The following is a 26502-nucleotide window of genomic DNA, read 5'->3' as shown; positions in this document are numbered from 1 at the left end:
GAAGCGGAAAAGGCTACCGGACGATGCGCCAGGCGCGGACACGGATGCCGCGGACGGCCTCGGTATCCTTCACGTTCTGGATGCTGGGGGTGTTCTGGCCGGACTGGCTGGTGGTGATGCCCGAAGACTGCTTGGCGGACAGGGCGCCACCCTGCACCACCCGGTCGCCGGCATCCACCAGCTGGCTGGACAAGGAGTTGAAGTAGAACGCAAGGCCCGTGCAGGGGGCGATGCCGTCCGAGGCCTGGGAGCAGACATCGGCGGACCGGTTGACGCTTCCTTGGACATCGCCCACGGTGCCGAGATTCGTGGTCTGGAGGTTCAAGGCCAGGGGCCGCATGATGTCGCACTGGCGGAAGGTGCGGGTGAATGAGTTCGGCGAGCAGTTGAAGCCGCTGCCGTTGCTGATGTTGAAGATGGAGAAGAAGAGGAGGCCCTGCTTGATGAGGGGACTTACGAGAACCTTGTCGTAGGTGAAACCGCCGTTCCAGGTGTTCCCGGTCAGGGTGCCGGTGCCGAGGGTGATGTAGTAGCCGCTCTTCCCGTCGAACAGGTAGGGCGGGGTGGAGCCGGTGGCCGGGACGACGCGGGGATCCGAGTAGCAGGTGGCCCAGCCGGTGCCGTCGTTGGGGATGGTCGTGAGGGCCGAGTCGGGAATGCCCTGCGTGTCATAGCCCAGGTTGGAACTGTCCTGACGGTCGGCGAATACCATGAACCGATTCAGTTTGGGCGGGCGCTGGGTGTAGCTGGTGGTGCGGATGCTGTAGCTCTCATCCTTGTCCGTGGGGTTGTTGCGGTCCCCGGCGCCGATGGCCACGATCACGGTGAGTGGCGTGATGTTGTCGGAGTTCACCAGCGGGAACCCGCCTGACAGGCGGAAGGCATCTGGGCGCGTGGTGAAGCGCATGCTCAAGGGGTTGTTGGCAGCATCCACATTGGCCGAGCTCTTGTAGATGGGCCGGGGAATGGCCAGCCAATCGCCGATGTAGGCGGAGTCCAGGCGGTAGCCGGAATTGACCGTGGTGCTTCCGATCTGGGTGGCCGAATTGTTGATGGCCCAGACATTGCCGGTGGTGTCCGCGAAGTAGAGCCGCTGGGAGAGGTCCCCAGGGAAAAGGCGGATCGGCGTGACCCCTTCGGCGATGGCGCCGGTCAAATCCCGGAAGTCCCAGGCTCGGGTGATGTTTCCAGTGAGAGGTTCGATGGCGAGCAGGAGCCTTCCCATGCCCTTGCCGTAGGCCCCTGAGTTCTGGTCCTTGTACCTCGCGTCCATCTCAGGGTTGCTGTAGCCGCCTCCGAGGAACATGACATCCTGCTTCTTGGGCGTGAGGATCGGCGTGGCCACGGTGCCCATGTTTACGGTGGCAATGGCAGGCACGGAGGTGCTCATGCCCATGGTCCTGATGAGGTTCTGGGTATTGGTGTCCGTGACGGAGGGCAGCCCGCCTGCGGGGTTCTGCGGGTTGATGTACCAGGCGATCACCGGCGTCTCGGGTTTGATCGAGCCCGCCAGGTCAGAGATCTGGAGGCCGTAATAGCTTCGGGCCCCCTTGCGATGCCCGAAGGCGATGAGGGCATTCTCCTTCTTGCTCACCCGTGTATCCGGGAGGGTGCCGCGGGTGGGGTCCGAAGGGGGAAGGTCCACGTGATACAGGACGGGATCGCCATCCACCATGTAGGAGTGGGGAGCACCGTCGATCCCCCTGGTCACGTACAGGTTGTAGAGGGCCTGCCAGAAATCCGGGGGGATGAAGGACCAGAGCTCGGTGGCCTTGGCATCCACGAGGTAGACCGGGTTGCCGGCGTCATCGGTGCCGCTGGGTGTGGAGCGGGTGGCCGCCCATTCGAAGAAGCACTCCAATTGGCCGACATTGGTCCCGACCACGATCATCCGCGCATGGACATCGGTATAGCCCGTGGTGAACGGGTTGTCGTAGGCGGCGGGATACAGCTTGTCATCGCCGTTGGGCGTGAGCTCGATGGCCAGGGGGGCGGAGTTGACGATATCCCCCATGATGTCCTGCCGGTTGTAGATCTTGTTGTTGGTGTCGCCCAGTGAGGAGGCGTTGTAGATCCCCCTCACCCACATGGCGAACTTCGTGGCCGCATCCTTGCCGATGGTGGTGGTCGCCTGCGAACTGGTGGTGAGATCCCAGCCATAGAGGTTGGCCAGCTTGTCGAGAACGCCCGCCGGGTCGATGGTGGTGGTTGATCCGGGGGTGCTCATCTTGGGCCAATCGACCCGCTGGTTTCCGACCATGGTGTACATGGTCCGGTCGTTCCAGAGAATGGGCTTGCCCGTCAGGGAACCGGTGGTGTGGACCGTGGGGGAGCCGGTGGGCGGGTTCAGGTAGGCTCCGAACAGGTCGTAGCTGTCCCATAGATGGGAGACGTCGAAATCCGGGATGCCGGTGGCGATGTCCGTGGGATCCACGCCATTGGTGCCGCCAAGGTCGTAGCCGTAGAAGCTGAACACCTCGTGCGTCCCCTTGAGGGGGGCCTGCGGGTCGAGGAACATGGTGGCCCGCTTGATGCCCATGGAGAAAAGATTCCCGGACCAGAGGGGCAGTTTCTGCATCTTCTGCTGGGGGTCCAGAGTGGTCTTGAAGATGCCGAAGTAGGCCTGGTTGGCGGAGCGGACGCCGGTGGCGGGAGTGGCGGGGGCGGCAAGCGCTGCGCCGGCTGACACGATGTAGCCGAATGCCGCCTTGATGGCATCGCTCAAGGTGGTCGGATCAGAGCCGGTGAAATATTTGACCTTGGCGTACTGGGTCATGCTGGCCGAGACGATGTTCGCCAACTGGACGGGAAGGTCGGGGGGCGTCTTCAGGCCGTTGGAAGGCTGCCAGGCCGGGCGATCGGGATCACCCCATTGGGCCACCCGGAACAGCTGCTCCTGGGGGGCCCTGACACCCGCGTTCGTGCCCTTGAACCGGTAGGCCCCGGGAACGCCCACGCTGATGACGATGGTATGGATGCGGCGGGTCTTGCCGCTGACGCTGATGACCCAGGGCGCTCCCCAGTTGCGGGTATTGGAGGCGGCGGTGGCGCTCGGGCCACCTCCGAATGCCGCCACGGAGGACAGAATGCTGGCCGAGAAGCTGCCGTCGCTGGAGGCGGGGTCGAGGGAGGCCGTATCATTCGCGATGCCATAGGCGCCGTCCGCATTTCCGCCGCCGGCCTTCTGGCCGTTCCCGGGCACGTTGGCAGCGTCGCTGGCCATGGCGGCCGTGTAGCTGTCGTTGAAGCCCTGGCCTGGGAAGACGATCAGGTAGCTGTTGGCGCAGCCAGCGTTGGGCAGGTTGCGGTCGAAGGGATTCTGGGCATTGTCGGACAGCTGCCGGTAGGTGTCGGCCAGGACGTAGTTCAGGGGCTGCGGGATCATGGGATCCGGGCTGCTGACGTCGTAGGTCCAGAAGTTCGAGTTCAGATCGAAATCGAAGGCCCGCGGCCCCCGGGCCTGCATGACGTCGGCTTCCGCCAGCAAGTTCGGAAGGGTCATCAGCCGGATGGTGCGCTGGTACTGGCTCGAGTCCGTGCCCGGCGGGATGGGGGCTCCGAAGGTGGCGCTTGAAGGGGGCGAAGGGCGTTTGGTCTCTTCATGGTTGCCTGGATTGACCCCCACTCCCAGGTCCTCGGGGTTGGTCGAGGTGGGGCCGTAGTTCGGGTCCAGGAAGCGGTAGGCGAACTGCACCGGGTTATTCGTGTCGAGCATCACGTTGATGGAAGCGAACTTGATGGCCTGATAGCGGGTCATGGCAGGCAGTCCATTGGCCCAGCCAGGTTTCGTGTCCTTGATCGCATCCGGAACGGCGGGGTAGTGGCCGTTGGGAAGTTTCACGTACGTGGTGGTCTTCTTGATTCCTTCGGGACCATAGTTCAGAGCTAGGTCATCGGTGTAAACCCATCCGACCGAGCCATCCGAGGGATCGATGTAGCGCACCTGGGTGCCGCCGAAGATCCAGCTCAAGTAGTCCGGGGTGTAATAGAAGTTGCCGATGACGACATCCGAGGTGGCCGAACTGCCGTTGCCCACGGTGATGACTTTGTACGACGACTTCGGAACCCAATTGGTCTTGAGCAGCTCAATGGCCGCCAAAGCGGTGATGCCCGTATCGTTGGGATATTCGACCGTGGGGCCCATCGTGGAAATCGTGGAACCCGTCGCCGTAGTCGTCTTATTGATGGTGTAGGACCCGGTGGTGGTCGAGGCTCCGTTGAAGGCCTCTGACCAGGGATCGAACCGTTTTGATCCCGGCTGGAGCGGGTCTGTGGAGGTGAACTTGTTGTACTGGACGTAGAAGCCTGAATCGGCGCCGGGAATCGACTGCAACTGCGGGCTGTCGGAGATCTTCCAAGGGCAGGGAAGATCGATGGTCCTCAGGCTGGAAGGGTCATTGGCCACGGTGTAGAGGCTGAACCGCACGTGGGTGGTGGCGGCGATCACCTGGGCCAGCGTCAGGTCAGGATTATTGATGAGGGTGATAACGCCATTGGCGGAGTCCTGGTACAGCGGGGTTCCGACGATCTCCGCGTAGGTGGTGTTGCTACCGCTGGTGGTGTAGTGCAGGCGGTCCACCAGGGCGCCGAGGGCTCCGGCGGGGAGGGTCCTCCTGGGCCACCAGAACATGCGGACTTCAGGGCCCGCGGTAGTCTGCCGGAGGCCGAAGACGATGCCAGCGGCACGGGCCGTGCCCGGTGTGTTGCCGCTGCCCGGAGAGGCGACTCCCGCACCGAACTTCTGGCTTCCCGAAGGCGCATACGGGTTGAAGACATCGATGGCGAACTGCCCTGTGTTCTGGGCGATCTGGCCCGTGGGCGCGTTGGGGAGGAAGCCGTTCCGTGCCTGACTCGTCAGGTACTTGAACGGCTCGAACACGGCCCTGGAAATGGGCGTGAAGTCGTAGATCGCCATGACTTCCGACTTGGCCGCGACCTGCTTGTACGGGTCGCTCAGGTCCGTGACCGTCCGGAGGTTGGGCTCCACCTGGGCGAAGCCGGGGAGGGTGGCGGCCAGGAGGAGGAGAATGCGGAACAGGCGTGCGGGGCGCATGGGAACTCCGGGGGCGGAAGCTCGTAAAGGCATGGAACCGAATGGCTGGAGAAGGCTAGAACGTGATGTCCACGATGGCGTCGCGACGGGCGGCGAAGGACTGGCCTGTGTCGCCCACGTTGGCGCGCCCGGTCGATCGCACGAGGAAGAAGTAGCGCTGGGCGCCCGTGGCCCCGCCACCGCTGGATTTGCTGGCGGTCAGGGCGCCCGTGTTGGCGAGGGGATAGGGGCCGAGGTAGCGGACTTCGAGTTCCATGGCCTGCTGGACCACGGACGACTGGGTGTAACCCGCGTTCGAGAAGTTCAGGTCCGAGGTGGTGGAGGCCGGGTAGACGTAGGCGCGCAGGATGCCTGTCTGCTCGTTCATGTATCCGGTCCCCCGGGTGTTCATCGTCCCGTCGGTTCCGGAAGCCCGGAGGGTGGGATCGGCGATGGCCTGGGAGAGGGTGTCGATGGCGGTGCGGATGGCCGCCTGGTCCGTATTGGTGCCGTTGCCCATGCCCCACATGATGGTCCAGTCGATGCCGCTGTCCGCCGCTTCGGCGGCCTTGCGCCCGATGGATTCGTTCCCGGTCATGGCGATCTCCCGGAGGGAATCCCGGCCCAGACCGAAGATCATGGCGCCCATGAGGGTGAGGAGGACGAGGGCGAGCAGGATCGCGATGCCGCCCCGTTCATGCCGCCGGGTGGATCCTGGGATTCTCATAGCATGCTCCCGAGGGCGTAGTTCTTGGGCGAGATCATCATGGTCACGGTCCTGGTACGGAAGGCCGGAGTGGGCGTCGCCTGGTTGGCGGCGTACTCGGCCCGGGCCAGGCGGGTGCGGGTCTCCACATCCAGACGGAATGTGACAGACAGGTAGTTGGTCCACATGGGATCGAGGGTGTCGCCGAGGCCCTTGGTGGTATGGCTGGCGAGGACGCTGGTGCCGGGAAGGGCGCTCTTGATGGCTGCGTCGAGTCCCGCATAGACGTTGGCCCAGGTGTCCATGCCGCCCTTGAGCGTCCCGTCGGAGTTGTAGCGGAGGAAGGTCTTCCCCCCGTCGATGCTGATGTCGACCTTCAGGCCGGACACCCCCTCGACCATGATCTGCTCGGTCCAGGAGGGATCCTGGTCCGGCGCGGTCTGATCCATCAGGGGCTTGAAGATGGAATTCTTGACCAGGGGCGCGGTCTGGCGGACGAGGCACGGGATCATGTGCGTCGGGTCCGCGGGGTCGAGGGCCCGGGGTACCACCGCATAGCGCACGACGCGGAGCGGGGCGATGAAGGTGCAGGGCGCGCCCTTCTTGTGCAGGTTGTTGAAGATTCCGGAGAAGAATCCGCCCCCGCGCTCGTTGCCGAAGGCATCCAGGCCGGAGCTGTTTGGATCCAGAGTCACCTTGCCGCCACTGCTGATGGACTTGATGCGGACCATGTCGACCTGGTGGATCTGCGAATCCAGCATCACCATCACCAGGGGATGATCGGAGGAACCAAGGTACTTGTCCAAAGTCGCCTTGCCGCTGGGAATGGACACGAGGGCCTCGGCGGCACCCTCGACGGCGTCGGCGGCGAAGGTTCCCTCGACTTCCAGGTTCAGGTCCTGGACGAACTGGAGCTCATCCACTTTGTCGAGGGTGACCGTCGTGCCATTGGGGTCTGACCAGACGGGCTGGTAGTCGGTCTGCTGCAGGAGGACGGGGGGCTGGGCCGCAGGCGTGCCCACGGCCAGCTCTCCCCGCAGGTTCCGGGGCGGAAAGAGGTAGCCGGCCTGGATGACCTCCTCCTCCACGAGGTTGAGGGCGAAGCGGGAGGCCCGCTGGAGCCCCAGGGACTCCTGCTGGGTGTAGAACCCGCTGACGCTGGAGGCGAAGATGCGCAGCATGCCCGTGGTGAGGATGGCCGTGAACACCAGGGCCACGAGCAGCTCCACCAGGGAGAAGCCGGCTTGGGGGGAATGGGGCTTAGATTCGGACATAGCGGCTCACCGAGATGGCTTTGGTGTCGAGGGCGGTCCCCTTCTTGGGGTCGGCTTCCTTCCATGTCACGTTCACGACGAACTCCTGGAGGGCCGTACGGGTGCCGACGTTCACGGTCCCGGCGCGGCTGAACCACGTCGCGGTGAACACCGGGGGCGTGACCTTGTCGGCGGCATCGATGGGCCGCCCGTTGATGTCGAAGACCTGGGCTGCGCCGTCCGCCTTGGCCGCGCCGTCCGCGGCTCCGAGGAAGGCCCACCCTGTGGTGGTGTTGGGTAGGCCGTTGGTGTTCGCCTGGCGCTCGGCGGCGGTGACCTGACCCTCGCTGGCGGCCCGGTCCAGCACGCTGTGGGCCAGGAAGGCTGCCGTGCCGCGCAGGCGGCCGCCGGTGCCCTGGCTGATGCTCACGACCTGGAGGGCCGCCAGGCCCAGCATGCCGACGGCGAAGATGGCCATGGCCATGAGCAGTTCGACCATGGTGAAGCCGCGCTGGGCGCGGGTTCTGGGGGATGGGATGAATGCCGTCATGGGCTACTCCAGCCTCTGCCACTGGTTGGGCGCGTCGGTCAAAAGGGCATCAGGCTTGTAATAGGCGGTGACGAGACCGTTCTCCAGCAGGAAGACGCAGCCGTAGGGCAGCCCCTTGTCCTTGATCGTCAGCCCCTTTACGCCGACCCAGGTGCCGCCGCTGATGGCGCTGCGGGCCTTGGTGCCCTTGTCGACGAACTGGGGGGCGCCCTGCGGCGAGAATCCGAGGTAGGAGGTGGCATCGGCGTCTGGTTTGATGGGCGAGGCCCAGCCCGAGAATCCCAGGGTGGTGAGGGCCGCCAGATCCTTCACGGCCGTGCCCCCCTCCTCCGCGATCGGCGGGTCACTGGTGGTGAAGTCTGCATAGCGGCGCCAGTCCTGGCCGATGGCGACGTCCATGAGGGCGGGCGCCTTCTCGGTGCCGTCATCATTGAGGTCCACCGCCGTCATCCGCGCCACGTTCCCCGCCATGACGATGTGGACGTTGAGGTTCTTCCCGGTGCTCATGGCCAGACCCCTGGCCTGCTGGAGGGAGGCCTTGAGGTCCTGGAGGCCCGAACGCACAGCCTTGGGAGACTTGGGCCCCAGGTTCGGAACCACGAACATGGTCACGATCGCCAGGATCGCCAGGACCACCAGCAGTTCGATGAGGGTGTACCCCCCCTGGGGGGAACTAGCTCGGGGACGGAATCCCATAGGCGCCTCGGTGTGAGAGAAGGATAGGTGGCTTGTGTTGAGGATATTTCTTGATTCTAAATCAAGTGAAACGAGCTGATAGGTAATTTCTTCTCGGTTGGATCGAGCTGCGGCCCACGGATATGTATAAAAAGTATACGTGATTGATCTGGCTCCCCCGAACCCGCGAATCGCCGTGCTAACCTGAATCGTGTCTGAATCCGCCCAGCTTCCCAGACTCCGGGCAAAGAAGCGGCTCGGTCAGAACTTCCTGGTGAACGAGGGGGCCATCACCACCATCGTGGGCTCGGCCCTGGGGTCGAAGGCGTCGCGGCTGCTGGAGATCGGGCCCGGTCCCGGGGTGCTCACGGAGCGGCTGCTGGCGGATGGAAGGCCCCTGTGGGCCGTGGACCTGGATCCCGAGGCCTGCGCCTTGTTGAGCGGGCGTTTCTCTGGCAAGCCCCACTTCCACCTGCTGGAGGGGGATGCGGTGCGCCTGCCCCTGCCCGAGGGCGGGCCCTGGTCCGTGGTGGGGAACCTGCCCTACAACGCGGCGACGCCGATCCTGGCGCGGCTGCTCACGGAGGGCATCCCCTGGGACCGCATGGTCCTCATGTTCCAGCTGGAGGTCGCCCAGAAGCTCATGGGCGAGCCCGGCACCAAGGCCTACGGGCCGCTGTCGGTGCTGGCCCAGCTCTGCGCCCGGCTGACCCGGCTGGTGAAGCTGGGGCCCGGCTCCTTCCGCCCGGCCCCCAAGGTGGATTCGGCCGTGGTGCAGTTCGAGCCCCGGAGCGAGGCGCCCAGCCTGGTCGAGCGCCGGGCCCTGCTCACGGTGCTGCACCGCTCCTTCAGCCACCGGCGGAAGACCCTCGCCAACAACTGGCAGGGGCTCCTGCCCGCCGAGTCCCTATCAGAGGCGGGGCTGGCGCCGGCGCTCCGCGCGGAAGTCGTCCCGCCCGCGGCCTGGCTGTCAGCCACCCGCGCCCTGTTGATCCAGCACCCGGAGGTGTTCCCATCGTGATGCCCGTCGCGCCTGAATTCACAAGCTGGACCGAGGCCCCGGCCCCCGATGAGCTGCGGCTCGTCCCCATCGGCGGGCTCGGCGAGTTCGGCATGAACGCGCTGGTGGTGCACAGCGCGCGCAGCCTCTTCCTGGTGGACTGCGGCCAGCTCTTCCCCTCGGACGACCAGCCGGGCATCGACTCCATCGTGCCGGACTTCGCCTACCTGGAGCCCTTCGCGGACCGGCTGCAGGCGGTGCTGCTCACCCATGGCCACGAGGACCACATCGGCGCGCTCCCTTACTTCCTGCGGCGCTGGCCGGTGCCTGTGTATGGCACGGCCTTCACCCTGGGGCTGGTGGAGGGGAAGCTCCGCGAGCACGGCCTGGATGTGGGCCTGCTGCACCCCGTGCCGGATTACGGCCGCGTGAAGGTGGGCGACGGCGAGATCGAAGTGGAGTGGATCCCCGTCACCCACAGCATCCCCGACGCCTGCGCCCTGGCACTCCACACGCCCCAGGGGGTGCTGGTGCACTCCGGCGACTTCAAGATCGACCCGGACCCGCTCGACGGCCGCCTCACGGGCATGGACCGGCTGAAGGCCCTGGGCGATGCCGGCGTGCGCCTGCTCATGGCGGATTCGACCAATGTGGGCCGCCCCGGCCGCTCGCCTTCGGAGTCGGCCTGCCGGGAGGGCCTGGAGGCGGCCTTCGAGCAGACGAAGGGGCGGCTCTTCGTCACCACCTTCAGCTCCAACATCCACCGGCTCCAGACGCTCATCGACCTGGCCTACGAGTTCCGGCGCCGCGTGGTGCTGCTGGGGCGCAGCCTCGACCGGAACCTGGCCCTGGCCCGCTCCCTGAAGCGCCTGGCCCTCCCCGATGACATCCTCACGGACCCCAAGGATGCCCACCTGCTCGATTCCGACGAGCTGCTCGTGCTCTGCACCGGCAGCCAGGGCGAGCCCATGAGCGGCCTCGCGCGCCTGCTGCGCCGGGAGGTGAAGGGCCTGCCCATCGAGCCGGGCGACCGCCTGGTGGTGAGCGCCCGGGCCATCCCGGGCAACGAGGTGGCCATTTCTCGGATGCTGGACGAGGCTGAGCGCCTGGGCGCCGAGGCCTCCCTGGAGGGCTTGGGGCCCGTGCATGCCTCGGGGCACGGCAGCCGCGAGGAGCTGGCGGACCTCATCCGCGCCGTGCGCCCCTCGCAGATGGTGCCCGTGCATGGCACTTACCGGAACCTGCGGGCCCACGGGAAGGTGGCGGCCTCGCTGGGCTGGCCTCCGGAGCGCATCTCGCTGCTGGATGGCGGCCTCTGCCTGCGGCTGTTCGGGAAGGACCGGCTGGACATGCCCGGGGCCGTCCCCGTGGGCAAGTGCTTCGTGAGCGAGGGCGTGGACCACATGGTGGACGCCCGCGTGGTGAAGGACCGCCTCATCCTCCAGGAGGACGGCGTGGTCTTCGCCACGCTCCTGGTGGATCCCCAGACCGGCGACCTCGTGGCGGAGCCCACCATCCTCAGCCGCGGCTTCGTGATGCTCTCCGACGACGAGGCCTATACCGAGCTGCTGGCGGGCGTGGCCCGCAAGGCCTACGAAGAGGCCCCGAGGGAGGTCCGCAAGGACGACGAGGCCCTGCGGGACACCCTGCGCCTGGCCCTGCGGCGGGTCATCCGCAAGACCACGCAGACCCGGCCCCTGGTCATCCCCGTGGTTCTGGAGGCGCCCCAGGCCTGAGGCCTACCTCCGGCCGCCCCGGCGGATCCCGGCGCCTGGCCGCATTCCCGGTTCCGCCACGTTGCCGAGGCGCTGCTGGCGGATGGCCTCCACCATGCGCCGCTGCATCTCTTCCACGTGGGTGATGAGGCGCACCTGCTGGGCGGGGCTCAGGCGGGCGCGGATGTCCTCCTCGAACTTGAACTTGAGGTCCGCCTGCTGGCGGCGCAGGTCCACGAACTGCTCCAGCAGGGGGCGGACCCTGGCGTTCTTCTCCTCCTCCGAGCCCGGCCCCATGAGGATGTCGTTGAACCTGCGCCGGATCTGCTGGATCTGCTGCGTCTTGTCGAACTGTTCCCGGTCATAGCGGGACCAGCGTTCCACCACGGCGCGGGCCTGGTCTTCAGGGAGCCCCACGGTCTGCTGAAGCTGTTCCATGCGGAAGCGGACCAGGGGGCGCTCGTCCTCGGCCTGGGCCCGCATGGGCGGGGCGAGCAGCAGGAGGGACAACAGCAAGGCGGGACGGACCATGGGATCACCTCGTCGGGGCCGGAGCCGAATTCAGGCGCTCCAGGAGAGCCTTCATTTCCTCGGGGCTGAGGGACTGGACTTGGGACGCCTCCTCCTCGTGGTTGTGGAAGGGCGTGTCGGCGGTGGAGGTTTCGAGGAGGCCGGGCTGGGCGGGCAGGGTGGCTTCCACATAGGGCGTCCGGTTGGCCCGGCCCGCCAGGAAGGCGCCGGCTCCCACGGCCATGAGCAGGGCGGCCGCAGCGGCCCAGCCCAGGGGGCCCAGGCGGTGGCGCAGCGCCGGGCGGGCGGGGAGCTTCCGGAGGATGCGGCCGGGGAGGCGCTCGAAGTATCCGGCGGGCGCCAGGGCCTCCGGGCTGTCCTCCTGGGCCAGGAAGAACACCCGGGCCTCGGAGCAGGCGGTGCAGGTCTTCATGTGGGACTCCGCGGCGGCCCCGGGAGCCAGGGGATCGGCTTCGATGGCCGAGAGGGCGGCGGCGCAGGTTCCGGGAGGGGGAAGGGGCTCGGCGTTCATGCCCGGCCTCCTTTGATGTGGCGGGTGAGGTTCTGGATGGCATGGAAGATGTGGGCCTTCACGCTGCCCACGGAGGTGCCCATCTGCACGGCGATCTGCTCGTACTTCCAGTCGTGCTGCAGCTTCAGGGTGAGGGCCTCCTTCTGGCGGCGGGGCAGCTTGGGCAGGGCCTCGTGCAGCAGCCGGCGGGCCTCCTGGTCCAGGAACGCGGCCGCCTGGCTCTCCTCGACCCGGAGCGCGGGGTGGTCCAGGGTGCCCTCGGGCCCCTCCAGGCTTTCGTGGTCGCGGGCCATGCGCTCGCGGAAGTTGAGGGCCTGGCGGGTGGCGATGGTGATGAGCCAAGTGCGGAAGGAGGACTCGAAACGGAAGCCGGGCAGGGCCCGGAAGACGCGGATGAAGGTCTCCTGGACGACGTCGTCGGCATCCTGGTGGTTCCGGACGATGGAGAAGGCCTTGCCATAGACATCCCTGGAGAACAGGCGCACCAGGCTGGCGAAGGCGGTCTGGTCGCCGCCCTGGGCGGCCTCGACCCAGGCCAGCACCTCGGGGGTGTGGTACGGCGAGGCCGGATCGGGGATCCGGTCGGCGGCCCGGGTGGCCGGCTGGGGAAACGGGGGTTCGTTCAAGGTGGCTTCCGCCATCATCTTAGGCTCCGGCGCCGGGGGCAGTGACGAGGAAACGCCGTCCCTGGATGGACCCGGGAAGCCCATCTGGGGTTGAATGGAAATGGTGAAAACCGTCCATCTTCAGCCCTCAGGAGCCTTCATGCGCGACCGCATCACCCCGCTGCTCACGGAAGCCGAGATCCGGGCCCGGGTCCAGGAGCTGGGCGCCAAGCTCTCGCGGGACTACGCGGGGCAGGACCTGGTGGTGATCGGCCTACTGAACGGTGTGTTCCCCTTCTTCGCCGACCTCGTGCGGTCCATGGACCTGGACATCGACGTGAGCTTCATGCAGGTCTCCAGCTACGGGGCGGGCACGGAGAGCACGGGCGAGGTGCACATCCTCAAGGACCTGGACCGCTCCATCCAGGGGCGCCACGCGCTGGTGGTGGAGGACATCGTGGACACGGGGCTCACGCTCTTCAAGGTCCGCAACCTCCTCCACGACCGCGAGCCCCTCAGCCTGAAGATCTGCACGCTCCTCGACAAGCCCAGCCGCCGCAAGGTGGAGGTGCCCGTGGACTACATCGGCTTCACCATCGAGGACCACTTCGTCGTAGGCTACGGCCTCGACTTCGACGGCAAGCTCCGCAACCTGCCCTATGTGGGCATCTACCATCCGTAGGATCACTGTGTCCTCTGCGTTCCGATTCGTACTTCCGCCTCTGGTCCTTGTGGCTGCCCTGGGCTGCGGCTATCACCGCCTGGACCGGCAGCCCCGGACGGCGGCGTGGGCGAAGCAGGGGGAGACCATCCGCCTGGCGCGGTTCCGCAACCTGACGCCGCGGCTGGGGCTGGAGGACCGCTTCACCAAGGCCCTGGAGAACCGCATCGTGGCGGCGAGCCCCTGGCGCCTGGTGGGGACGGGCGAGCCCTCCCGCTGGGTGCTGCAGGGGACACTCGAAGGCTACAACTCCCGCGCCCTGGGGCTCTCCCTGGGCAATGACCGGCTCAAGGCCAGCGCCGGGTCCGCCTCGCGGGTGGAGGTGGCCGTGGTGGCCAGCGTGGAGCTGCTGGATGGCCAGACGGGCGCGGTGGTGCTGTCCCGCCGGGGCCTGACCTTCTCGAACCAGTACCGTGTGGACCAGAACTTCGCCAGCTTCGACAGCCGCGAGCTCCAGGTGCTGGAGAGCCTCGCCGACGACTTCGCGGAGAGCTTCCTCACCCAGCTGCTGGAAGGCACGGACTGATGGCCGCGGCGTGGCTGGACCAGACCTTCGCCCTGGTGCACGGCGAGGATGGCGATGGCCGCCGGAAGGCCGTGGCGGACTGGAGGGCCCGGCACGTGGACCCGGAGTGGGCGGACTTCACCCTGACGGTCTGCGCCGAGGGCTGCCCCTGGCCCGAGGTCATGGCGGCCCTCCAGGAGGCGGCGCCCCTTGGGGCCGAGGCCCGCACGGTGATCGTGCCCGCGGCCGACAACCTCTTCACCCGGGCGAAGGAACTCCCCGGGGCGGTGAAGGCCCTCCTGGAGAAACCGCCCGAGGGCGTGAACCTCCTGCTGGTGGCCTGGTCCACCCTTCCGGCCTCGCCCGGCAAGGCCCTGGGCGCCAAGCCCTGGACGGACTGGGCCAAGGCCGGACGGATCCTCAAAGTAAGCGCCCTGGAGGCCACCGAGATCCCCGGTTTCATCGAGGCGGAGGCCCGGCGCCTGGGCCTGTCGCTCCACGGGGCTGCGGTCACCCTGCTGGCCCAGCGCCAGGGCGGCAACCCCGGCCTCATCAAGCGGGCCCTGGAGGTGCTGGACCTGCTGGCGGAGGATCACCAGGTCAGCGAGGCCATGGTGGATCAGGTCACCTTCCGGCTGGCGGAGCAGAAGGCGTTCGCCTGGTCCGGGGCCTGGCAGAAGGGGGACGCGGCCGGGGCGCTGAGGGCCCTCCGCATGGCCCTGGAGGATGGCGACGAACCCCTGATGCTGCTGGGCCAGGCCCGGCGCGAGGTGGATCGGCTGCTGAAGTATGCCGAGGCCCAAGCGCAGGGGCTCAAGGGTCCGGAACTGACGGCCGCTCTGGGGCTCTCGCCCAAGCAGTCCTTCCTCCTGGACGGCTACCGCGGCACCTTCGACCGGCTCAGGCCCAGGGGCGTGAAGGCCCTGCTCGGCCGCCTGAACCAGTGCGAACGGGACCTCAAGGGCCTGGCCATCTCCCGCAGCGAGGCGCCCCTGCTGGACCTGACGCTCTCGTTGTGTCGGGCCTGGGGCCGCTAGGGTTCTAGAACACCAGCACCCGATCCGCCCACAGGGTCCAGTCGGCCAGCTCTTCGAGCGTGCTGCGCCGGCAGTCTTCCGCCAGCTCAGCCTGGCTGAGGCCCCTGGCGTCCATGCAGGTGCCGCACACGCCCACCTGCCCGTGGCGGGTGGTGACGCCCTTCAGCATGCGCTCCAGGTTGTAATAGCCGTCGGGAGTCTTCTGGCCCCGCTTGGCACAGGCCGCCGCGTCGCCCATGAGGAACACGCGCACTTCAGTGCCCTCCCGCTTGGCTGTGGCCCCCGCGAGGCGCAGGCCGTTGTAGCTGCGCTCGGTGCCATAGGGCGGGTCGTTGAGGATGAACAGGACTTTGCTCATGGGCGGCTCCCTCGTGGACCCAGGTTAGCCTCGCGGTGGTTCCAGCCCGGTGGCAGGGGAACCGGGCATTGATCACTTGAGCGTGAGCTTCGCCGGGCGGATGATGGGGGTCTGGATTCCGGAGGGCCCATGTCTGAATGCGTCATTCCCACCCTGACCTCCAACGAGGTGGTGGCGTCCAAGTCCGTGCTGCCCGCCGGATGGAAGCCCGATCTCACGGACCTCAAGGCCCTGGACCTCACCCTGCCCATGCTCGAGCTGCTCCGCCGCTCCACCAGCCGTCTGCCCCAGGACGTGATCGACGCCCTGGTGAAGGGCCGCGATGCCGAGGAGGAGGGCAGCCGGGCCTTCAACACGCTGAACGACATGGTGCGCAACATCATCCTCGCGGATGGCCACGTGACGCCCCTCTGCCAGGACACGGGCACCATCATCGTCTGGGTGCGCCACCCCTATGGCCTGAGCCAGCGCGCCGCCAAGCAGCAGGTCCGGGCGGCCGTGGCGGAAGCCACCAAGCGCTCCTGGCTGCGTCCCAACTGCGTGGAGGCCCTCAGCGGCAAGAACACGGGCACCAACATGGACCCCTTCCATGAGGGCCACCCGGCCGTCCACTTCGAGGAGTGGGACAAGCCGGAAGTCCAGATCGCCGTCATGCAGAAGGGCGGCGGCTGCGAGAACGTGGGCGCCCAGTACCGCCTGCCGGACGCCGCGCTGGGCGCGGGCCGCGACATCAAGGGCGTGCGCAAGTGCATCATCGACGCCGTGGTGAAGGCCCAGGGCCAGGGCTGCAGCCCCGGCATCCTCGGCGTGGCCATCGGCGGCGACCGCGTCACCAGCTACGAGAAGAGCAAGGAACTGATCCTCCGCAAGCTCGGCACCTCGAACCCCGATCCGAAGATGGACGCCTTCGAGAAGGAGATCACCAACGATCTCAACACCCTGGGCATCGGTCCCATGGGCTATGGCGGCAACACCACCGTGCTGGGCGTCATGGCGGAAGAGATGTACCGCCACCCCGCCAGCTTCTACGTCTCCATCAGCTACATGTGCTGGAGCAGCCGCAGGGGCTCGATCACGCTCAAGACCAACGGCGAAGTGTCCTTCGACTGACCGCGACGAGGCTACCCATGATCCGTCTCACCACCCCCATCACCGAAGACCAGATCCGCCAGCTCAAGGTCGGCGACGAAGTGCTGCTCAACGGCCGCGTCGTCCTCAGCCGCGACATGGGCCACAAGTACATGAAGGAGCAGAAACCCGAGTGGCTGAAGCCCATCCTCGAGAACATGGTCATCTACCACTGCGGCCCCGTGGTGAAGAAGCACGAGGACGGCCACTACAGCTTCGTGGCCGCGGGCCCCACCACCTCCATCCGCGAGGAGCCCTACCAGGCTGACGTCATCGAGACCTACAAGGTCCGCGGCGTCATCGGCAAGGGCGGCATGGGCAAGAAGACCAGCGAAGGCCTCCAGAAGACCGGGGCCGTCTACCTCCACGCCACCGGCGGCGCCGGCAGCCTGCTGGCCGAGCGCTGCAAGCGCGTGGTGGACGTGAAGATGCTCGAGGAGTTCGGCAGCCCCGAGGCTTTCTGGATCATCGAGGTGGAGGACTTCCCCCTCGTGGTCACCATGGACAGCCACGGCGGCAGCCTCCACGAGATCGTCGCCCAGCAGAGCCAGGAGCGCGCCAAGGCCCTGATGGCCTGAGCCTCCGATGATCTGAACCGATCCCTCCCGCGCTAGGCTGGAGGGATGGTCCAGACCTACCGACAGCTCCGCCTCGACCTCGGCGCCGCCCTGGCCGGATTCCTGGACCACGCCGAAGCCCATGCCGAGAGCCTCCGCTGGTTCGAGGAGGGGCTGGGGCTGTCCCGGTCCTGGATGGCCGCCCACGGCGGCGACCTCGTGCCCGATGAGGTTCGCCTCCAGGTGAGCGACTGGGTGCGGCGGCGCAGGACGGGCGAACCCTGGGCCTACATCCTGGGCTGGTGCCTCTTCCGGGAGCGAAGGTTCAGGGTCAGCCCGGCGACCCTCATCCCGCGCCCGGAAACGGAGCTGCTGGTGGAGGCGGCCTTGGATGTGGGTCGGCGCCTTCGTGTGGACCGTTGCGTGGATGTGGGCACGGGCAGCGGCATCATCGCCGCGAGCCTGGCCCTGGAGACGGACTGGCAGGTGTCGGCCACGGACCTGAGCGCCGGGGCCCTGGCCGTGGCCCGGCAGAACGCCGCGGAGCTCGGCGCCCGCCTGGCCTTCTTCGAGGGGAACCTGCTGGATGCCATTCCCGATCCCCTGGGCCTGGTGGTGGCGAACCTGCCCTATGTGGACCCCGCCGATGAGCCGGGCCTCCAGCGGGAACTGGCCTTCGAACCGGCCTCGGCCCTCTTCGCCCCGGACCGGGGCTTGGCCCTGTCCACGCAGCTGCTGGAGCGGGCGCGGGCCCGCCAGGCGCCGGCCTGCCTGTTGGAGATCGGCGCGGACCAGGGGGGTGAGCTGTGCCGGCGGGCGCTGGGGGCCGGGTGGCGGAAGGCCATGGTGCATCAGGATCTGGCCGGGCACGACCGGATCCTCGTGGCCCTGGGCATTCCGGTCCTGCCGGGTGATCCTTGATTGGCCCCGGGCGCCAAAAAGACGGCTCGAGGCGCTTGAGTTTGCGCAGGTATCTGCCGATAAGGCTCCGTCGAGGGGCGCGTGGAGACGAGATGAACAGCAGCGGCAGATCGCGCAAGGACGGTGGCAGGAAACATCTGGGCCCCAAGGGCGCTGCGGCCGAGCATCTGGTCGAGGTGGCCCACGAGGTGCTGGCGGAGACGCCGGATGTCCGGGCCGAGAAGCTCAAGGCCCTCAAGCGCCAGCTGGAGACCGGCACCTACCATCCCGATGAAGGGGCCGTGGCCGAGGGGTTGATCCGCGAGCACTTGGCCGGAGGGAAGGGCCGGGGGCGCTGAGGAGGCGCCTGGCTCACTGGGGCCGGAGGGCCCTCAGCGGAAGCCACCAGGTCCGGTCCGGCCCACCGCAGAGCATGAACCCGGCCTCGGGGCGCAGGTCCCCAACGGGAGCCCCCGCCAAGGGGGGGATGCCCTGGGGTGCTGCCAGGCGCTTCCAGGCCTCCGGGAGGAGCACCACCTTCATGCGGGCCTCGCCAGGCTTCCACAGGTAGAGCCGGTCCAGTCCCTTGTCGAGGTGGGCCATCCAATCGGCCCGCGAGGGCTGGCCGGCGGCGGGCTCCGGAGCGGGAGCTTCCGGTACCGCTGCCGCTGGAGCGGGCGGAACCTGATCGGCGGCCTCCGGAAGCGGGGAGGCGGCTGGGGTGGGCACCAGAGCGGGCATTGGCGCAGGCGCGGGCGCGGCCACGGGGGCGGGAAGGGTGGGCCGCGCCAGCCCGAACCAGAGGTGGCCGTCCGCCTCCTCGCCGAGGAGCTGGAGCAGGTTCGCATCCATGCTCGCGTTTTCCGGGAGCAGGGCCTTCAGATCGCGGGCCGGGCCGGGCTTCCCCCCAGGGCCCAGGGGGACCAGCACGCCGGGTTCGGGCTGCCACCAGCCGCCCTTCGCATCCCCGGCGACCCGGCCCAGCCCGCCGGGGAACCCGAGGGGTGAGGGGGCGGGAGCCTGCGCGTGGGTCCATGCCCCATCGGTCCAGGCCGACAGCCCCGCGCCATGGGCCACCAGGAAGGCGCGGCGGCCCAATGGCAGGATGCTGGAGATGGAGGCCACGCCGGGCGGCAGGTCCACCGACACGGAGACGGATTTCGACGAGCCGGGCCGGCCGGCCAGGTCCAGGATGCCCACGGGCGTCGAGGCGCCGAAGAGGAACACGCTGCGGTGGTCCGGGGACAGCGCCAGGTGCTCACCTGGGGCGCGAAGCGACCAGCGGACCTGGCGGGTGCCCAGGTCGCAGGCCAGGACCAGTGCGGGAGAGGCCGGGTCCGAAGCGCTGCGGTAGAGCAGCACCAGCGCATCGCCCGGGGCCAGCGCGGCGTCCACCAGATCCGCGAAGGAGAAGAACCCGTTGGGCGTGCCGGGAGGTTCGGGCACGGAGATGGCGGGGCCCGGCTCGCCCTGCTGGAAGAGGACGACCTGCTGCCGGCCGGTCTGGGAGAGGACCTGCGCGACCGCAGCGCCCCCGGGCAGGGGGCCGGCCCAGCGGACGCTCCTCAGGGGCGTGGGGGGAGGCTGGAGGTCGATGAGGGTTCCGGCGCCCGCGGCTGCCGCGCGGAAGGGCTCCAGGGACTCCTCCTGAGGCGGGGCGCCCGGCGTCCGGCGGGCCATCCACCAGGCGCCACTGCCGAGGGCGAGGATCAGGGCGGCGGCGCCCACGGCAAGGGCGGGACGGGTCATGGCAGGCCTCCGGCCAGGTTCAGGTGCCGCTCCAGCGAGAGGAGGGCCCTCTCCCGGTGGGCGCGTCCCTTGGCGGCTTTCACGGCGCGGGTGCCTCCCTCGCGCTTGATTCCCCGCAGGTCCAGCAGGCCCTCGGGAAGCGGCGGCAGCAGGCCCAGCATGGCGTTGGTCGGGCCGAAATCCGCGCTGGAGGCAAGGGCCAGGTAGTGCAGGAGGCTGCCGAGCATGGTGTCGGGCGGGAAGGGCAGGGGCTCGAGGCTGCGCAGGGCGCGGTCCGCGGCGAAGGCCGCGGCGAGCCCGCCGGCGGCGGATTCCAGGTAGCCCTCCACCCCCGAGAGCTGGCCGGCGATCCACAGGTTTGGAATGGATTTGACAGCGAGTGTCGCATCCAAAACCTTCGGAGCCTGGATGTATGTATTCCGGTGGATGCTGCCGAATCGCGCGAACTCGGCGTGTTCCAGGCCGGGAATCAGGCGGAAGACCTCCTTCTGCGCGCCCCACTTGAGCCGGGTCTGGAAGCCCACGAGGTTGAACAGGTCCCCCGCCAGGGTGTCCTGGCGGAGCTGGACCACGGCGTGGGGCCAGCGCCCGGTGCGCGGATCATCCAGGCCCATGGGCTTCATGGGGCCGTGGCGCAGGGTCTCCCGCCCGCGGTCCGCCATGACCTCGATGGGCAGGCAGGCCTCGAAGTAGGGCGTGTCCAGCTCGTGGAGCGGCACGCGCTCGGCGGCCAGCAGCGCGTCGAGGAACCGCTCGTACTGGGGCTTGTCCAGGGGGCAGTTGATGAAGTCCGCACCACCCTTGTCGTAGCGGGCGGCCATCCAGGCGATGTCCAGGTCAATGCTCTCGCGCTCCACGATGGGGGCGATGGCGTCGTAGAAGTGGAGCCGGCCGCTCCCCGTGGCACTGGCAATCCAGTCCGCCAGCGGTTCCGCGGTGAGGGGGCCCGTGGCGAGGATGGTGGGGATGCCCGGCTCAGGTGCCTCCACGCGGGCCTCCTCCCAGTGGATGCGGGGGTGCGCCTTCAGCTCGGAAGTGACCTTGGATGAGAAGGCGTCGCGGTCGACGGCCAGGCTGTTCCCCGCGGGCACACGGGTGGCCTCGGCACAGCGCAGGATCAGGGACCCCATCCGCCGCAGCTCGGCCTTGAGGATGCCCGTGGCAGAGTCGGGATCGTCGCTCTTGAAGGAGTTCGAGCAGACCATCTCCGCGGCCCGCTCCGTGGTGTGGGCGGGGGTGGTCCAGCGGGGCCGCATCTCATGGATCCGGACCTCATGGCCCCGGGAGGCCAGTTGCCATGCGGCTTCCGAGCCGGCCAGGCCCGCCCCGATGATGTGGATCACGCATCCTCCCGGAGGTCGATTCTACGTCAGGGAGCCCATGGATCCCGGGTTCCCCATTGGGTTCCGGCGCGTCCGGTGAAATTTCTGCTTGCGCTTTCGGGCGGGGATGTTAGTCTGAACGTCCTGCGCAGTTGAGGCTGCGAGGTGCTGGAAGGGGCGGCGAGGGAACTCGCGAGGCAACTTCAGGCCGTGCGGAAGCGCGGTGGGCGTCTTTGAAAACCGGATAGAAGATAGGAAGCCTTTGAGGGTTCCGCGGGACGTTCTAGGACGGATCGTGGAATTCAGAGAAATACGACCAGAACATTGGCCCGAGGGGGAACCCGAGGGTGAAGAGTTCAGGAATATTAAACTTGAGAGTTTGATCCTGGCTCAGAATGAACGCTGGCGGCGTGCCTAACACATGCAAGTCGGATGTGCCGCAAGGTGCATGGCAGACGGGTGAGTAACGCGTGGGGAATCTACCTCTTTGTGGGGAATAACGCTCCGAAAGGAGTGGTAATACCGCATGAGACCTTCGGCTGGGATGCTGGAGGTGAAACCTGGGGACCGCAAGGCCTGGGGCAAGGAGAGGATCCTGCGTCTGATTAGCTAGTTGGCGGGGTAATGGCCCACCAAGGCGACGATCAGTAGCCGGCCTGAGAGGGTGATCGGCCACACTGGAACTGAGACACGGTCCAGACTCCTACGGGAGGCAGCAGTGGGGAATTTTGCGCAATGGACGAGAGTCTGACGCAGCAACGCCGCGTGGGTGATGAAGGTCTTCGGACTGTAAAACCCTGTCGTCAGGGACGAAGGTGGCACGACTAATAATCGTGTTACTTGACGGTACCTGGAGAGGAAGCCCCGGCTAACTCTGTGCCAGCAGCCGCGGTAATACAGAGGGGGCAAGCGTTATTCGGAATTATTGGGCGTAAAGGGCGCGTAGGCGGTTTTTTAAGTCAGATGTGTAATCCCCGAGCTCAACTTGGGAACTGCATCTGAGACTGGAAGGCTAGAGTACTGGAGAGGGTGGTGGAATTCCTCGTGTAGCGGTGAAATGCGTAGAGATGAGGAGGAACACCAGTGGCGAAGGCGGCCACCTGGACAGTAACTGACGCTGAGGCGCGAAAGTGTGGGTAGCAAACAGGATTAGATACCCTGGTAGTCCACGCTGTAAACGATGAACACTTGGTGTGGAGGGAGTTGACCCCTTCCGTGCCGGAGCTAACGCGTTAAGTGTTCCGCCTGGGGAGTACGGTCGCAAGGCTGAAACTCAAAGGAATTGACGGGGGCCCGCACAAGCGGTGGAGCATGTGGTTTAATTCGACGCAACGCGAAGAACCTTACCTGGGCTTGAACTGCAGTGGACCGGTGCAGAGATGTGCCTTTTCGCAAGAACTGCTGCAGAGGTGCTGCATGGCTGTCGTCAGCTCGTGTCGTGAGATGTTGGGTTAAGTCCCGCAACGAGCGCAACCCTTACCCGTAGTTGCCAGCGCGTCATGGCGGGAACTCTACGGGGACTGCCCGGGTTAACCGGGAGGAAGGTGGGGATGATGTCAAGTCCTCATGGCCCTTATGTCCAGGGCTACACACGTGCTACAATGGGCGATACAAACCGTTGCAAAGTCGCGAGATGGAGCTAATCGGAGAAAGTCGTCCTCAGTTCGGATTGTAGTCTGCAACCCGACTACATGAAGGTGGAATCGCTAGTAATCGTGTATCAGAATGATACGGTGAATACGTTCCCGGGCCTTGTACACACCGCCCGTCACATCACGAAAGCCGGGAGCACTTGAAGAGGCTGTGGTAACCCGCAAGGGGGCTAGGTCTCAATGGTGAACTTGGTGATTGGGGTGAAGTCGTAACAAGGTAGCTGTAGGAGAACCTGTGGCTGGATCACCTCCTTTCTAAGGAGAGCCGTTCTACGGAATGGCATAGGTCAACGCTTCCGATCGAATTTCTATCCGGTTTTTAAAGACGCTCGAGCAAGTCTTTGACGAGCGTGCTGCGATGAGGGCCTGGCAACGGGTGGTCATCGTTGGTTCTGTGGGCGTTATGCTCATCCGTGTGGGGCCCCACTCGCCACAGCGCACCGCGCTGTGTCTCGTGACCCACATCGGATTCGCGGGCCCGTAGCTCAGCTGGGAGAGCGCCTGGTTTGCATCCAGGAGGTCGTCGGTTCGATCCCGGTCGGGTCCACCAGCGCCTGGTGGTGCATGCAACTGGGGCCTATAGCTCAGTCTGGTTAGAGCGCACGCCTGATAAGCGTGAGGTCGGTGGTTCGAATCCACCTAGGCCCACCAATTTGAGTTGAGTTGAGATCCTGCGGGATTTGAATCCAGCTCAAAGCCGCCTCGAGGGGCGGGTCGAAAGACGGGGCTGATTGACAATCAAATAGAAGGAATAGAGAAGGGTGATCCATGGCGTTGAAGTGACGCTGTGGGCTTAAGGCGAGGCAAGTTTAGCGAATCAACAACTCTCGTGGGTCTGAAGTCAATGTAATTCATTGATGGAAGGCCAAGTTACAAAGGGTTGACGGTGGATGCCTTGGCAGATGACAGCGATGAAGGACGTGGTAAGCTGCGAAAAGTCTCGGGGAGTTGCACGCGAACGGTGATCCGGGAATGTCCGAATGGGGAAACCCTCCTGGGTGAAAGCTCAGGAATCTCTTAGCTGAATTCATAGGCTTGGAGAGGCGAACGTGGGGAAGTGAACCATCTCAGTACCCACAGGAACAGAAAACAACAGTGATTCCGGTAGTAGCGGCGAGCGAAACCGGAGGAGCCCAAACCTCCTACGTGTAAGCGGCAGGCGTTGCGTAGGGGGGGTCGTGGGACCCGCAGGCCAGAGCTGCCCTCTGGCACAGAGTTACAAAACCGACGGTTAGCGGAACGGCATGGAAAGGCCGGCGAGACAGGGTGATAGCCCCTTACGCGAAAGCCGATCGGACTCTGAGTGGAGTTCCCAAGTATGTCGGGGCACGAGAAACCTTGACAGAATTTGCCGCGACCATGCGGTAAGGCTAAATATGTTCATCTGACCGATAGTGAACCAGTACCGTGAGGGAAAGGCGAAAAGAACCCCGATGAGGGGAGTGAAATAGAACCTGAAACCGTCAATCTACAAGCAGTGGAACCACTATGGTTTACCAGTGGAACCGCGTGCCTTTTGCATAATGAGCCGGCTAGTTATTTTCAGTGGCGAGGCGAAGCCGAGGAGGCGAAGCCGCAGGGAAACCGAGTCTGAATAGGGCGGAAGTCGCTGGAAATAGACGCGAAACGGGATGATCTATCCTTGACCAGGATGAAGTCCGGGTGACACCGGATGGAGGTCCGAACCAGTGTGGGTTGAAAACCGCTTGGATGAGTTGAGGATAGGGGTGAAAGGCCAATCAAATTCCGTGATAGCTCGTTCTCCCCGAAATAGCTTTAGGGCTAGCGTCGGATGTTTCGTCGTGCAGGTAGAGACCTGAATGGACTAGGGGGCTTACCAGCTTACTGAATCCAACCAATCTTCGAATGGCACGCCGTGAAGTCCGGCAGTCAGACTGCGGGTGATAAGATCCGTAGTCGAGAGGGAAAGAACCCAGATCGCCAGCTAAGGTCCCAAAATACATGCTAAGTGGAAAAGGATGTGGATGTGCTTAGACAGCCAGGAGGTTAGCTTAGAAGCAGCTATCCTTTAAAGAAAGCGTAATAGCTCACTGGTCAAGCGGGTCTGTGCCGACAATTCAACGGGGCTAAAGCATGTTACCGAAGCTGCGAACGTAAGTGGTAGGGGAGCATTCCCTACGTCTGTGAAGGTTGACCGTAAGGACAGCTGGAGACATGGGAAGAGACTCTGTCGGCATAAGTAGCGTAAAGACGGGCGAGAACCCCGTCCGCCGTAAGACTAAGGTTTCCAACGCAAGGTCAATCCGCGTTGGGTTAGTCGGACCCTAAGCTGAGGCCGAAAGGCGTAGGCGATGGAAGGCTGGTTAATATTCCAGCACCATGAGCATCTCGTTTGCACGATGCAGGGACGCAGGAAGGTAGGGACGCAGGGCTATGGAATGTCCTGCGAAAGGTATCAAGGGTGGCGCTTAGGGAAGTCCGGGCGCCGCGAGCCCAAGGTATCTGACGAAAAGTCCTGATCCTACACTGCCGAGAAAAGCTGCTAAGGAGAGGTGCTTGTGTCCGTACCGCAAACCGACACAGGTAGTCGAGGAGAGAATCCTCAGGCGTTTGAGAGAACTCTGCTGAAGGAACTCGGCAAATTAACCCCGTAACTTCGGGAGAAGGGGTACCACGGTAGGGTTCATAGCCCGAGGTGGTGGCACATAAATGTCCCAGGCGACTGTTTAACAAAAACACAGGTCTCTGCAAACTCCAAAGAGGAGGTATAGGGGCTGACACCTGCCCGGTGCCGGAAGGTCAAGAGGAGCGGTCAGCGCAAGCGAAGCTGCGAATTTAAGCCCCGGTGAACGGCGGCCGTAACTATAACGGTCCTAAGGTAGCGAAATTCCTTGTCGGGTAAGTTCCGACCTGCACGAATGGTGTAACGATCTGGGAACTGTCTCCAGCAGAGACTCAGCGAACTTGTAGCACCGGTGAAGATGCCGGTTACCCGCACTTAGACGGAAAGACCCCGTGCACCTTTACTACACCTTGACATTGAGGTTGGCGTTGGACTGTGCAGGATAGGTGGGAGGCTATGAAACTGGCTCGTTAGGGTCGGTGGAGCCGACGTTGAGATACCACCCTGTTTAACGCTGATCTCTAACTCGCACCCGTGATCCGGGTGGAAGACAATGTCAGGCGGGTAGTTTGACTGGGGCGGTCGCCTCCTAAAGCGTAACGGAGGCGTACGAAGGTTCCCTCAGGCTGTTTGGAAATCAGCCGCAGAGCGCAATAGTATAAGGGAGCTTGACTGCGAGTCAGACACGACGAGCAGGTGCGAAAGCAGGTTATAGTGATCCGGTGGTCCCGAATGGAAGGGCCATCGCTCAACGGATAAAAGGTACGCCGGGGATAACAGGCTGATCTTGCCCAAGAGTTCATATCGACGGCAAGGTTTGGCACCTCGATGTCGACTCATCACATCCTGGGGCTGAAGCAGGTCCCAAGGGTTCGGCTGTTCGCCGATCAATAGTGGTACGTGAGTTGGGTTCAGAACGTCGCGAGACAGTTCGGTCCCTATCTAGTGTGGGCGCAGGAGATTTGAGAGGACCTGTCCTTAGTACGAGAGGACCGGGATGGACTGACCTCTGGTGTTCCAGTTGTGCCTCCAGGTGCAATGCTGGGTAGCTATGTCGGGAAGTGAGAAGCGCTGAAAGCATCTAAGCGCGAAACACCCCTCAAGATGAGATCTCCCTATGAGACCCGTGGTAGACCACCACGTTGATAGGTCGCATGTGCAAGGCCGGTGACGGCTTCAGCTGAGCGATACTAATCGGTCCACAGACTTGACCTTTCATCAATGAATTGCATCACCCACGAACGCTCGACAGAGCTTCGCCTTACCCTTCTCAACCCTTCTACCCTTCGTCGCGGCTTTTCCCCAGGGGTCACACCCGTTCCCATCCCGAACACGGCCGTTAAGACCTGGAGGGCCGATGATACTGCTCCTCACAGGAGTGGAAAAGTAGGTCGCTGCGACGTTAAATCCC

20 protein-coding genes, 2 tRNA genes and 3 rRNA genes are annotated in these 26502 nt (G+C 65.4%); 14 read left to right on the top strand and 11 right to left on the bottom strand.

Going from position 1 to position 26502, the window contains the following annotated elements; all coding sequences use genetic code 11:
- Positions 1-13: 13 nt before the first annotated feature.
- From G398_RS0105635 to G398_RS0105615, 5 genes are read right to left on the bottom strand one after another with little or no spacing between them, the layout of a single operon-like run.
- Positions 14-5053: a pilus assembly protein gene (locus tag G398_RS0105635; protein WP_026852870.1), complete on the bottom strand. Its 5040-nt coding sequence runs from the start codon at positions 5051-5053 to the stop codon at positions 14-16.
- A 55-nt stretch (positions 5054-5108) separates the two neighbouring features.
- Entirely contained in the window at positions 5109-5759 is a 651-nt protein-coding gene (locus tag G398_RS0105630) for a hypothetical protein (RefSeq protein WP_026852869.1), read from the bottom strand.
- The gene (locus G398_RS0105625; protein ID WP_026852868.1) at positions 5756-7012 is read right to left on the bottom strand and encodes a PilW family protein; all 1257 of its coding nucleotides are present in this window, start codon (positions 7010-7012) and stop codon (positions 5756-5758) included. Before G398_RS0105625 ends, G398_RS0105630 begins: the two co-directional genes overlap by 4 nt.
- Positions 6999-7541 carry a type IV pilus modification PilV family protein gene (locus G398_RS19375; RefSeq protein WP_026852867.1) on the bottom strand — a complete coding sequence of 181 codons (543 nt, stop codon included), beginning with the start codon at positions 7539-7541 and terminating at the stop codon, positions 6999-7001. The genes G398_RS0105625 and G398_RS19375 overlap by 14 nt, the downstream gene beginning before the upstream one ends.
- Positions 7542-7544: 3 nt before the next feature.
- Positions 7545-8237: a pilus assembly FimT family protein gene (locus tag G398_RS0105615; protein ID WP_026852866.1), complete on the bottom strand. Its 693-nt coding sequence runs from the start codon at positions 8235-8237 to the stop codon at positions 7545-7547.
- 190 nt (positions 8238-8427) lie between these two features.
- Here G398_RS0105615 and rsmA point away from each other — a divergent pair, with 190 nt between their 5' ends.
- The gene (rsmA, locus tag G398_RS16510; protein WP_043483854.1) at positions 8428-9237 is read left to right on the top strand and encodes a 16S rRNA (adenine(1518)-N(6)/adenine(1519)-N(6))-dimethyltransferase RsmA; all 810 of its coding nucleotides are present in this window, start codon (positions 8428-8430) and stop codon (positions 9235-9237) included.
- Positions 9237-10952 carry a ribonuclease J gene (locus tag G398_RS0105605; protein WP_052571525.1) on the top strand — a complete coding sequence of 572 codons (1716 nt, stop codon included), beginning with the start codon at positions 9237-9239 and terminating at the stop codon, positions 10950-10952. Before rsmA ends, G398_RS0105605 begins: the two co-directional genes overlap by 1 nt.
- 3 nt (positions 10953-10955) lie before the next feature.
- On the opposite strand, the gene G398_RS0105600 is transcribed toward G398_RS0105605, so the two are convergent.
- The 3 genes from G398_RS0105600 to G398_RS0105590 are packed head-to-tail and all read right to left on the bottom strand — an operon-like array spanning position 10956 to position 12599.
- Positions 10956-11462, bottom strand: coding sequence for a hypothetical protein (locus G398_RS0105600; RefSeq protein ID WP_026852864.1), 507 nt, complete (start codon positions 11460-11462; stop codon positions 10956-10958).
- A gap of 4 nt (positions 11463-11466) precedes the next feature.
- The gene (locus G398_RS0105595; RefSeq protein WP_026852863.1) at positions 11467-11973 is read right to left on the bottom strand and encodes a hypothetical protein; all 507 of its coding nucleotides are present in this window, start codon (positions 11971-11973) and stop codon (positions 11467-11469) included.
- Positions 11970-12599: an RNA polymerase sigma factor gene (locus G398_RS0105590; protein WP_157492293.1), complete on the bottom strand. Its 630-nt coding sequence runs from the start codon at positions 12597-12599 to the stop codon at positions 11970-11972. Before G398_RS0105590 ends, G398_RS0105595 begins: the two co-directional genes overlap by 4 nt.
- Positions 12600-12738: 139 nt before the next feature.
- Here G398_RS0105590 and hpt point away from each other — a divergent pair, with 139 nt between their 5' ends.
- From hpt to holA, 3 genes are read left to right on the top strand one after another with little or no spacing between them, the layout of a single operon-like run.
- Complete coding sequence (hpt, locus tag G398_RS0105585) at positions 12739-13260, top strand: hypoxanthine phosphoribosyltransferase (protein ID WP_026852861.1); 522 nt, start codon at positions 12739-12741, stop codon at positions 13258-13260.
- 49 nt (positions 13261-13309) lie between these two features.
- A complete protein-coding gene (gene lptE / locus G398_RS0105580) occupies positions 13310-13825 on the top strand; it encodes an LPS assembly lipoprotein LptE (protein ID WP_026852860.1) in 516 nt (171 codons plus the stop codon).
- Complete coding sequence (holA, locus tag G398_RS0105575; RefSeq protein WP_026852859.1) at positions 13825-14841, top strand: DNA polymerase III subunit delta; 1017 nt, start codon at positions 13825-13827, stop codon at positions 14839-14841. Before lptE ends, holA begins: the two co-directional genes overlap by 1 nt.
- Positions 14842-14845: 4 nt before the next feature.
- On the opposite strand, the gene G398_RS0105570 is transcribed toward holA, so the two are convergent.
- A complete protein-coding gene (locus G398_RS0105570; RefSeq protein ID WP_026852858.1) occupies positions 14846-15199 on the bottom strand; it encodes a DsrE/DsrF/TusD sulfur relay family protein in 354 nt (117 codons plus the stop codon).
- 129 nt (positions 15200-15328) lie between these two features.
- Between G398_RS0105570 and G398_RS20990 the strand changes: the two genes are divergently transcribed.
- The 4 genes from G398_RS20990 to G398_RS16500 all read left to right on the top strand — a co-directional run bounded on the left by G398_RS20990 (position 15329) and on the right by G398_RS16500 (position 18143).
- Positions 15329-16309: a fumarate hydratase gene (locus G398_RS20990; protein WP_084512040.1), complete on the top strand. Its 981-nt coding sequence runs from the start codon at positions 15329-15331 to the stop codon at positions 16307-16309.
- Positions 16310-16326: 17 nt separating this feature from the next.
- Positions 16327-16905 carry a FumA C-terminus/TtdB family hydratase beta subunit gene (locus G398_RS20985; RefSeq protein WP_026852856.1) on the top strand — a complete coding sequence of 193 codons (579 nt, stop codon included), beginning with the start codon at positions 16327-16329 and terminating at the stop codon, positions 16903-16905.
- A gap of 45 nt (positions 16906-16950) precedes the next feature.
- Positions 16951-17805: a peptide chain release factor N(5)-glutamine methyltransferase gene (gene prmC, locus G398_RS16505; RefSeq protein WP_052571523.1), complete on the top strand. Its 855-nt coding sequence runs from the start codon at positions 16951-16953 to the stop codon at positions 17803-17805.
- 92 nt (positions 17806-17897) lie between these two features.
- The gene (locus tag G398_RS16500; protein ID WP_043483851.1) at positions 17898-18143 is read left to right on the top strand and encodes a flagellar biosynthesis anti-sigma factor FlgM; all 246 of its coding nucleotides are present in this window, start codon (positions 17898-17900) and stop codon (positions 18141-18143) included.
- A 13-nt stretch (positions 18144-18156) separates the two neighbouring features.
- Here the strand turns inward: G398_RS16500 and G398_RS0105545 are convergent, their stop codons facing one another.
- Together G398_RS0105545 and trmFO are read right to left on the bottom strand one after the other, a co-directional pair.
- Entirely contained in the window at positions 18157-19533 is a 1377-nt protein-coding gene (locus tag G398_RS0105545) for a hypothetical protein (RefSeq protein WP_026852855.1), read from the bottom strand.
- Complete coding sequence (gene trmFO / locus G398_RS0105540) at positions 19530-20876, bottom strand: methylenetetrahydrofolate--tRNA-(uracil(54)-C(5))-methyltransferase (FADH(2)-oxidizing) TrmFO (protein ID WP_026852854.1); 1347 nt, start codon at positions 20874-20876, stop codon at positions 19530-19532. Before trmFO ends, G398_RS0105545 begins: the two co-directional genes overlap by 4 nt.
- A gap of 346 nt (positions 20877-21222) precedes the next feature.
- Here trmFO and G398_RS0105535 point away from each other — a divergent pair.
- The 5 genes from G398_RS0105535 to rrf all read left to right on the top strand — a co-directional run bounded on the left by G398_RS0105535 (position 21223) and on the right by rrf (position 26494).
- Positions 21223-22762 (top strand): 16S ribosomal RNA (locus G398_RS0105535).
- 219 nt (positions 22763-22981) lie between these two features.
- A tRNA-Ala gene (locus G398_RS0105530) sits at positions 22982-23057 on the top strand.
- A 23-nt stretch (positions 23058-23080) separates the two neighbouring features.
- Positions 23081-23158, top strand: a tRNA-Ile gene (locus G398_RS0105525).
- 212 nt (positions 23159-23370) lie between these two features.
- Positions 23371-26306: ribosomal RNA gene (locus G398_RS0105520) — 23S ribosomal RNA — on the top strand.
- A 72-nt stretch (positions 26307-26378) separates the two neighbouring features.
- Positions 26379-26494, top strand: a 5S ribosomal RNA gene (rrf, locus tag G398_RS0105515).
- The 16S, 23S and 5S rRNA genes sit together here with 2 tRNA genes alongside, the layout of an rRNA operon.
- Positions 26495-26502 lie beyond the last annotated feature (8 nt).

The organism is Geothrix fermentans DSM 14018, from assembly GCF_000428885.1.
Lineage (GTDB): Bacteria > Acidobacteriota > Holophagae > Holophagales > Holophagaceae > Geothrix > Geothrix fermentans.
The sequence above is the reverse complement of the archived record's forward strand: the minus strand, read 5'-3'. Positions and strand labels throughout refer to the sequence as shown.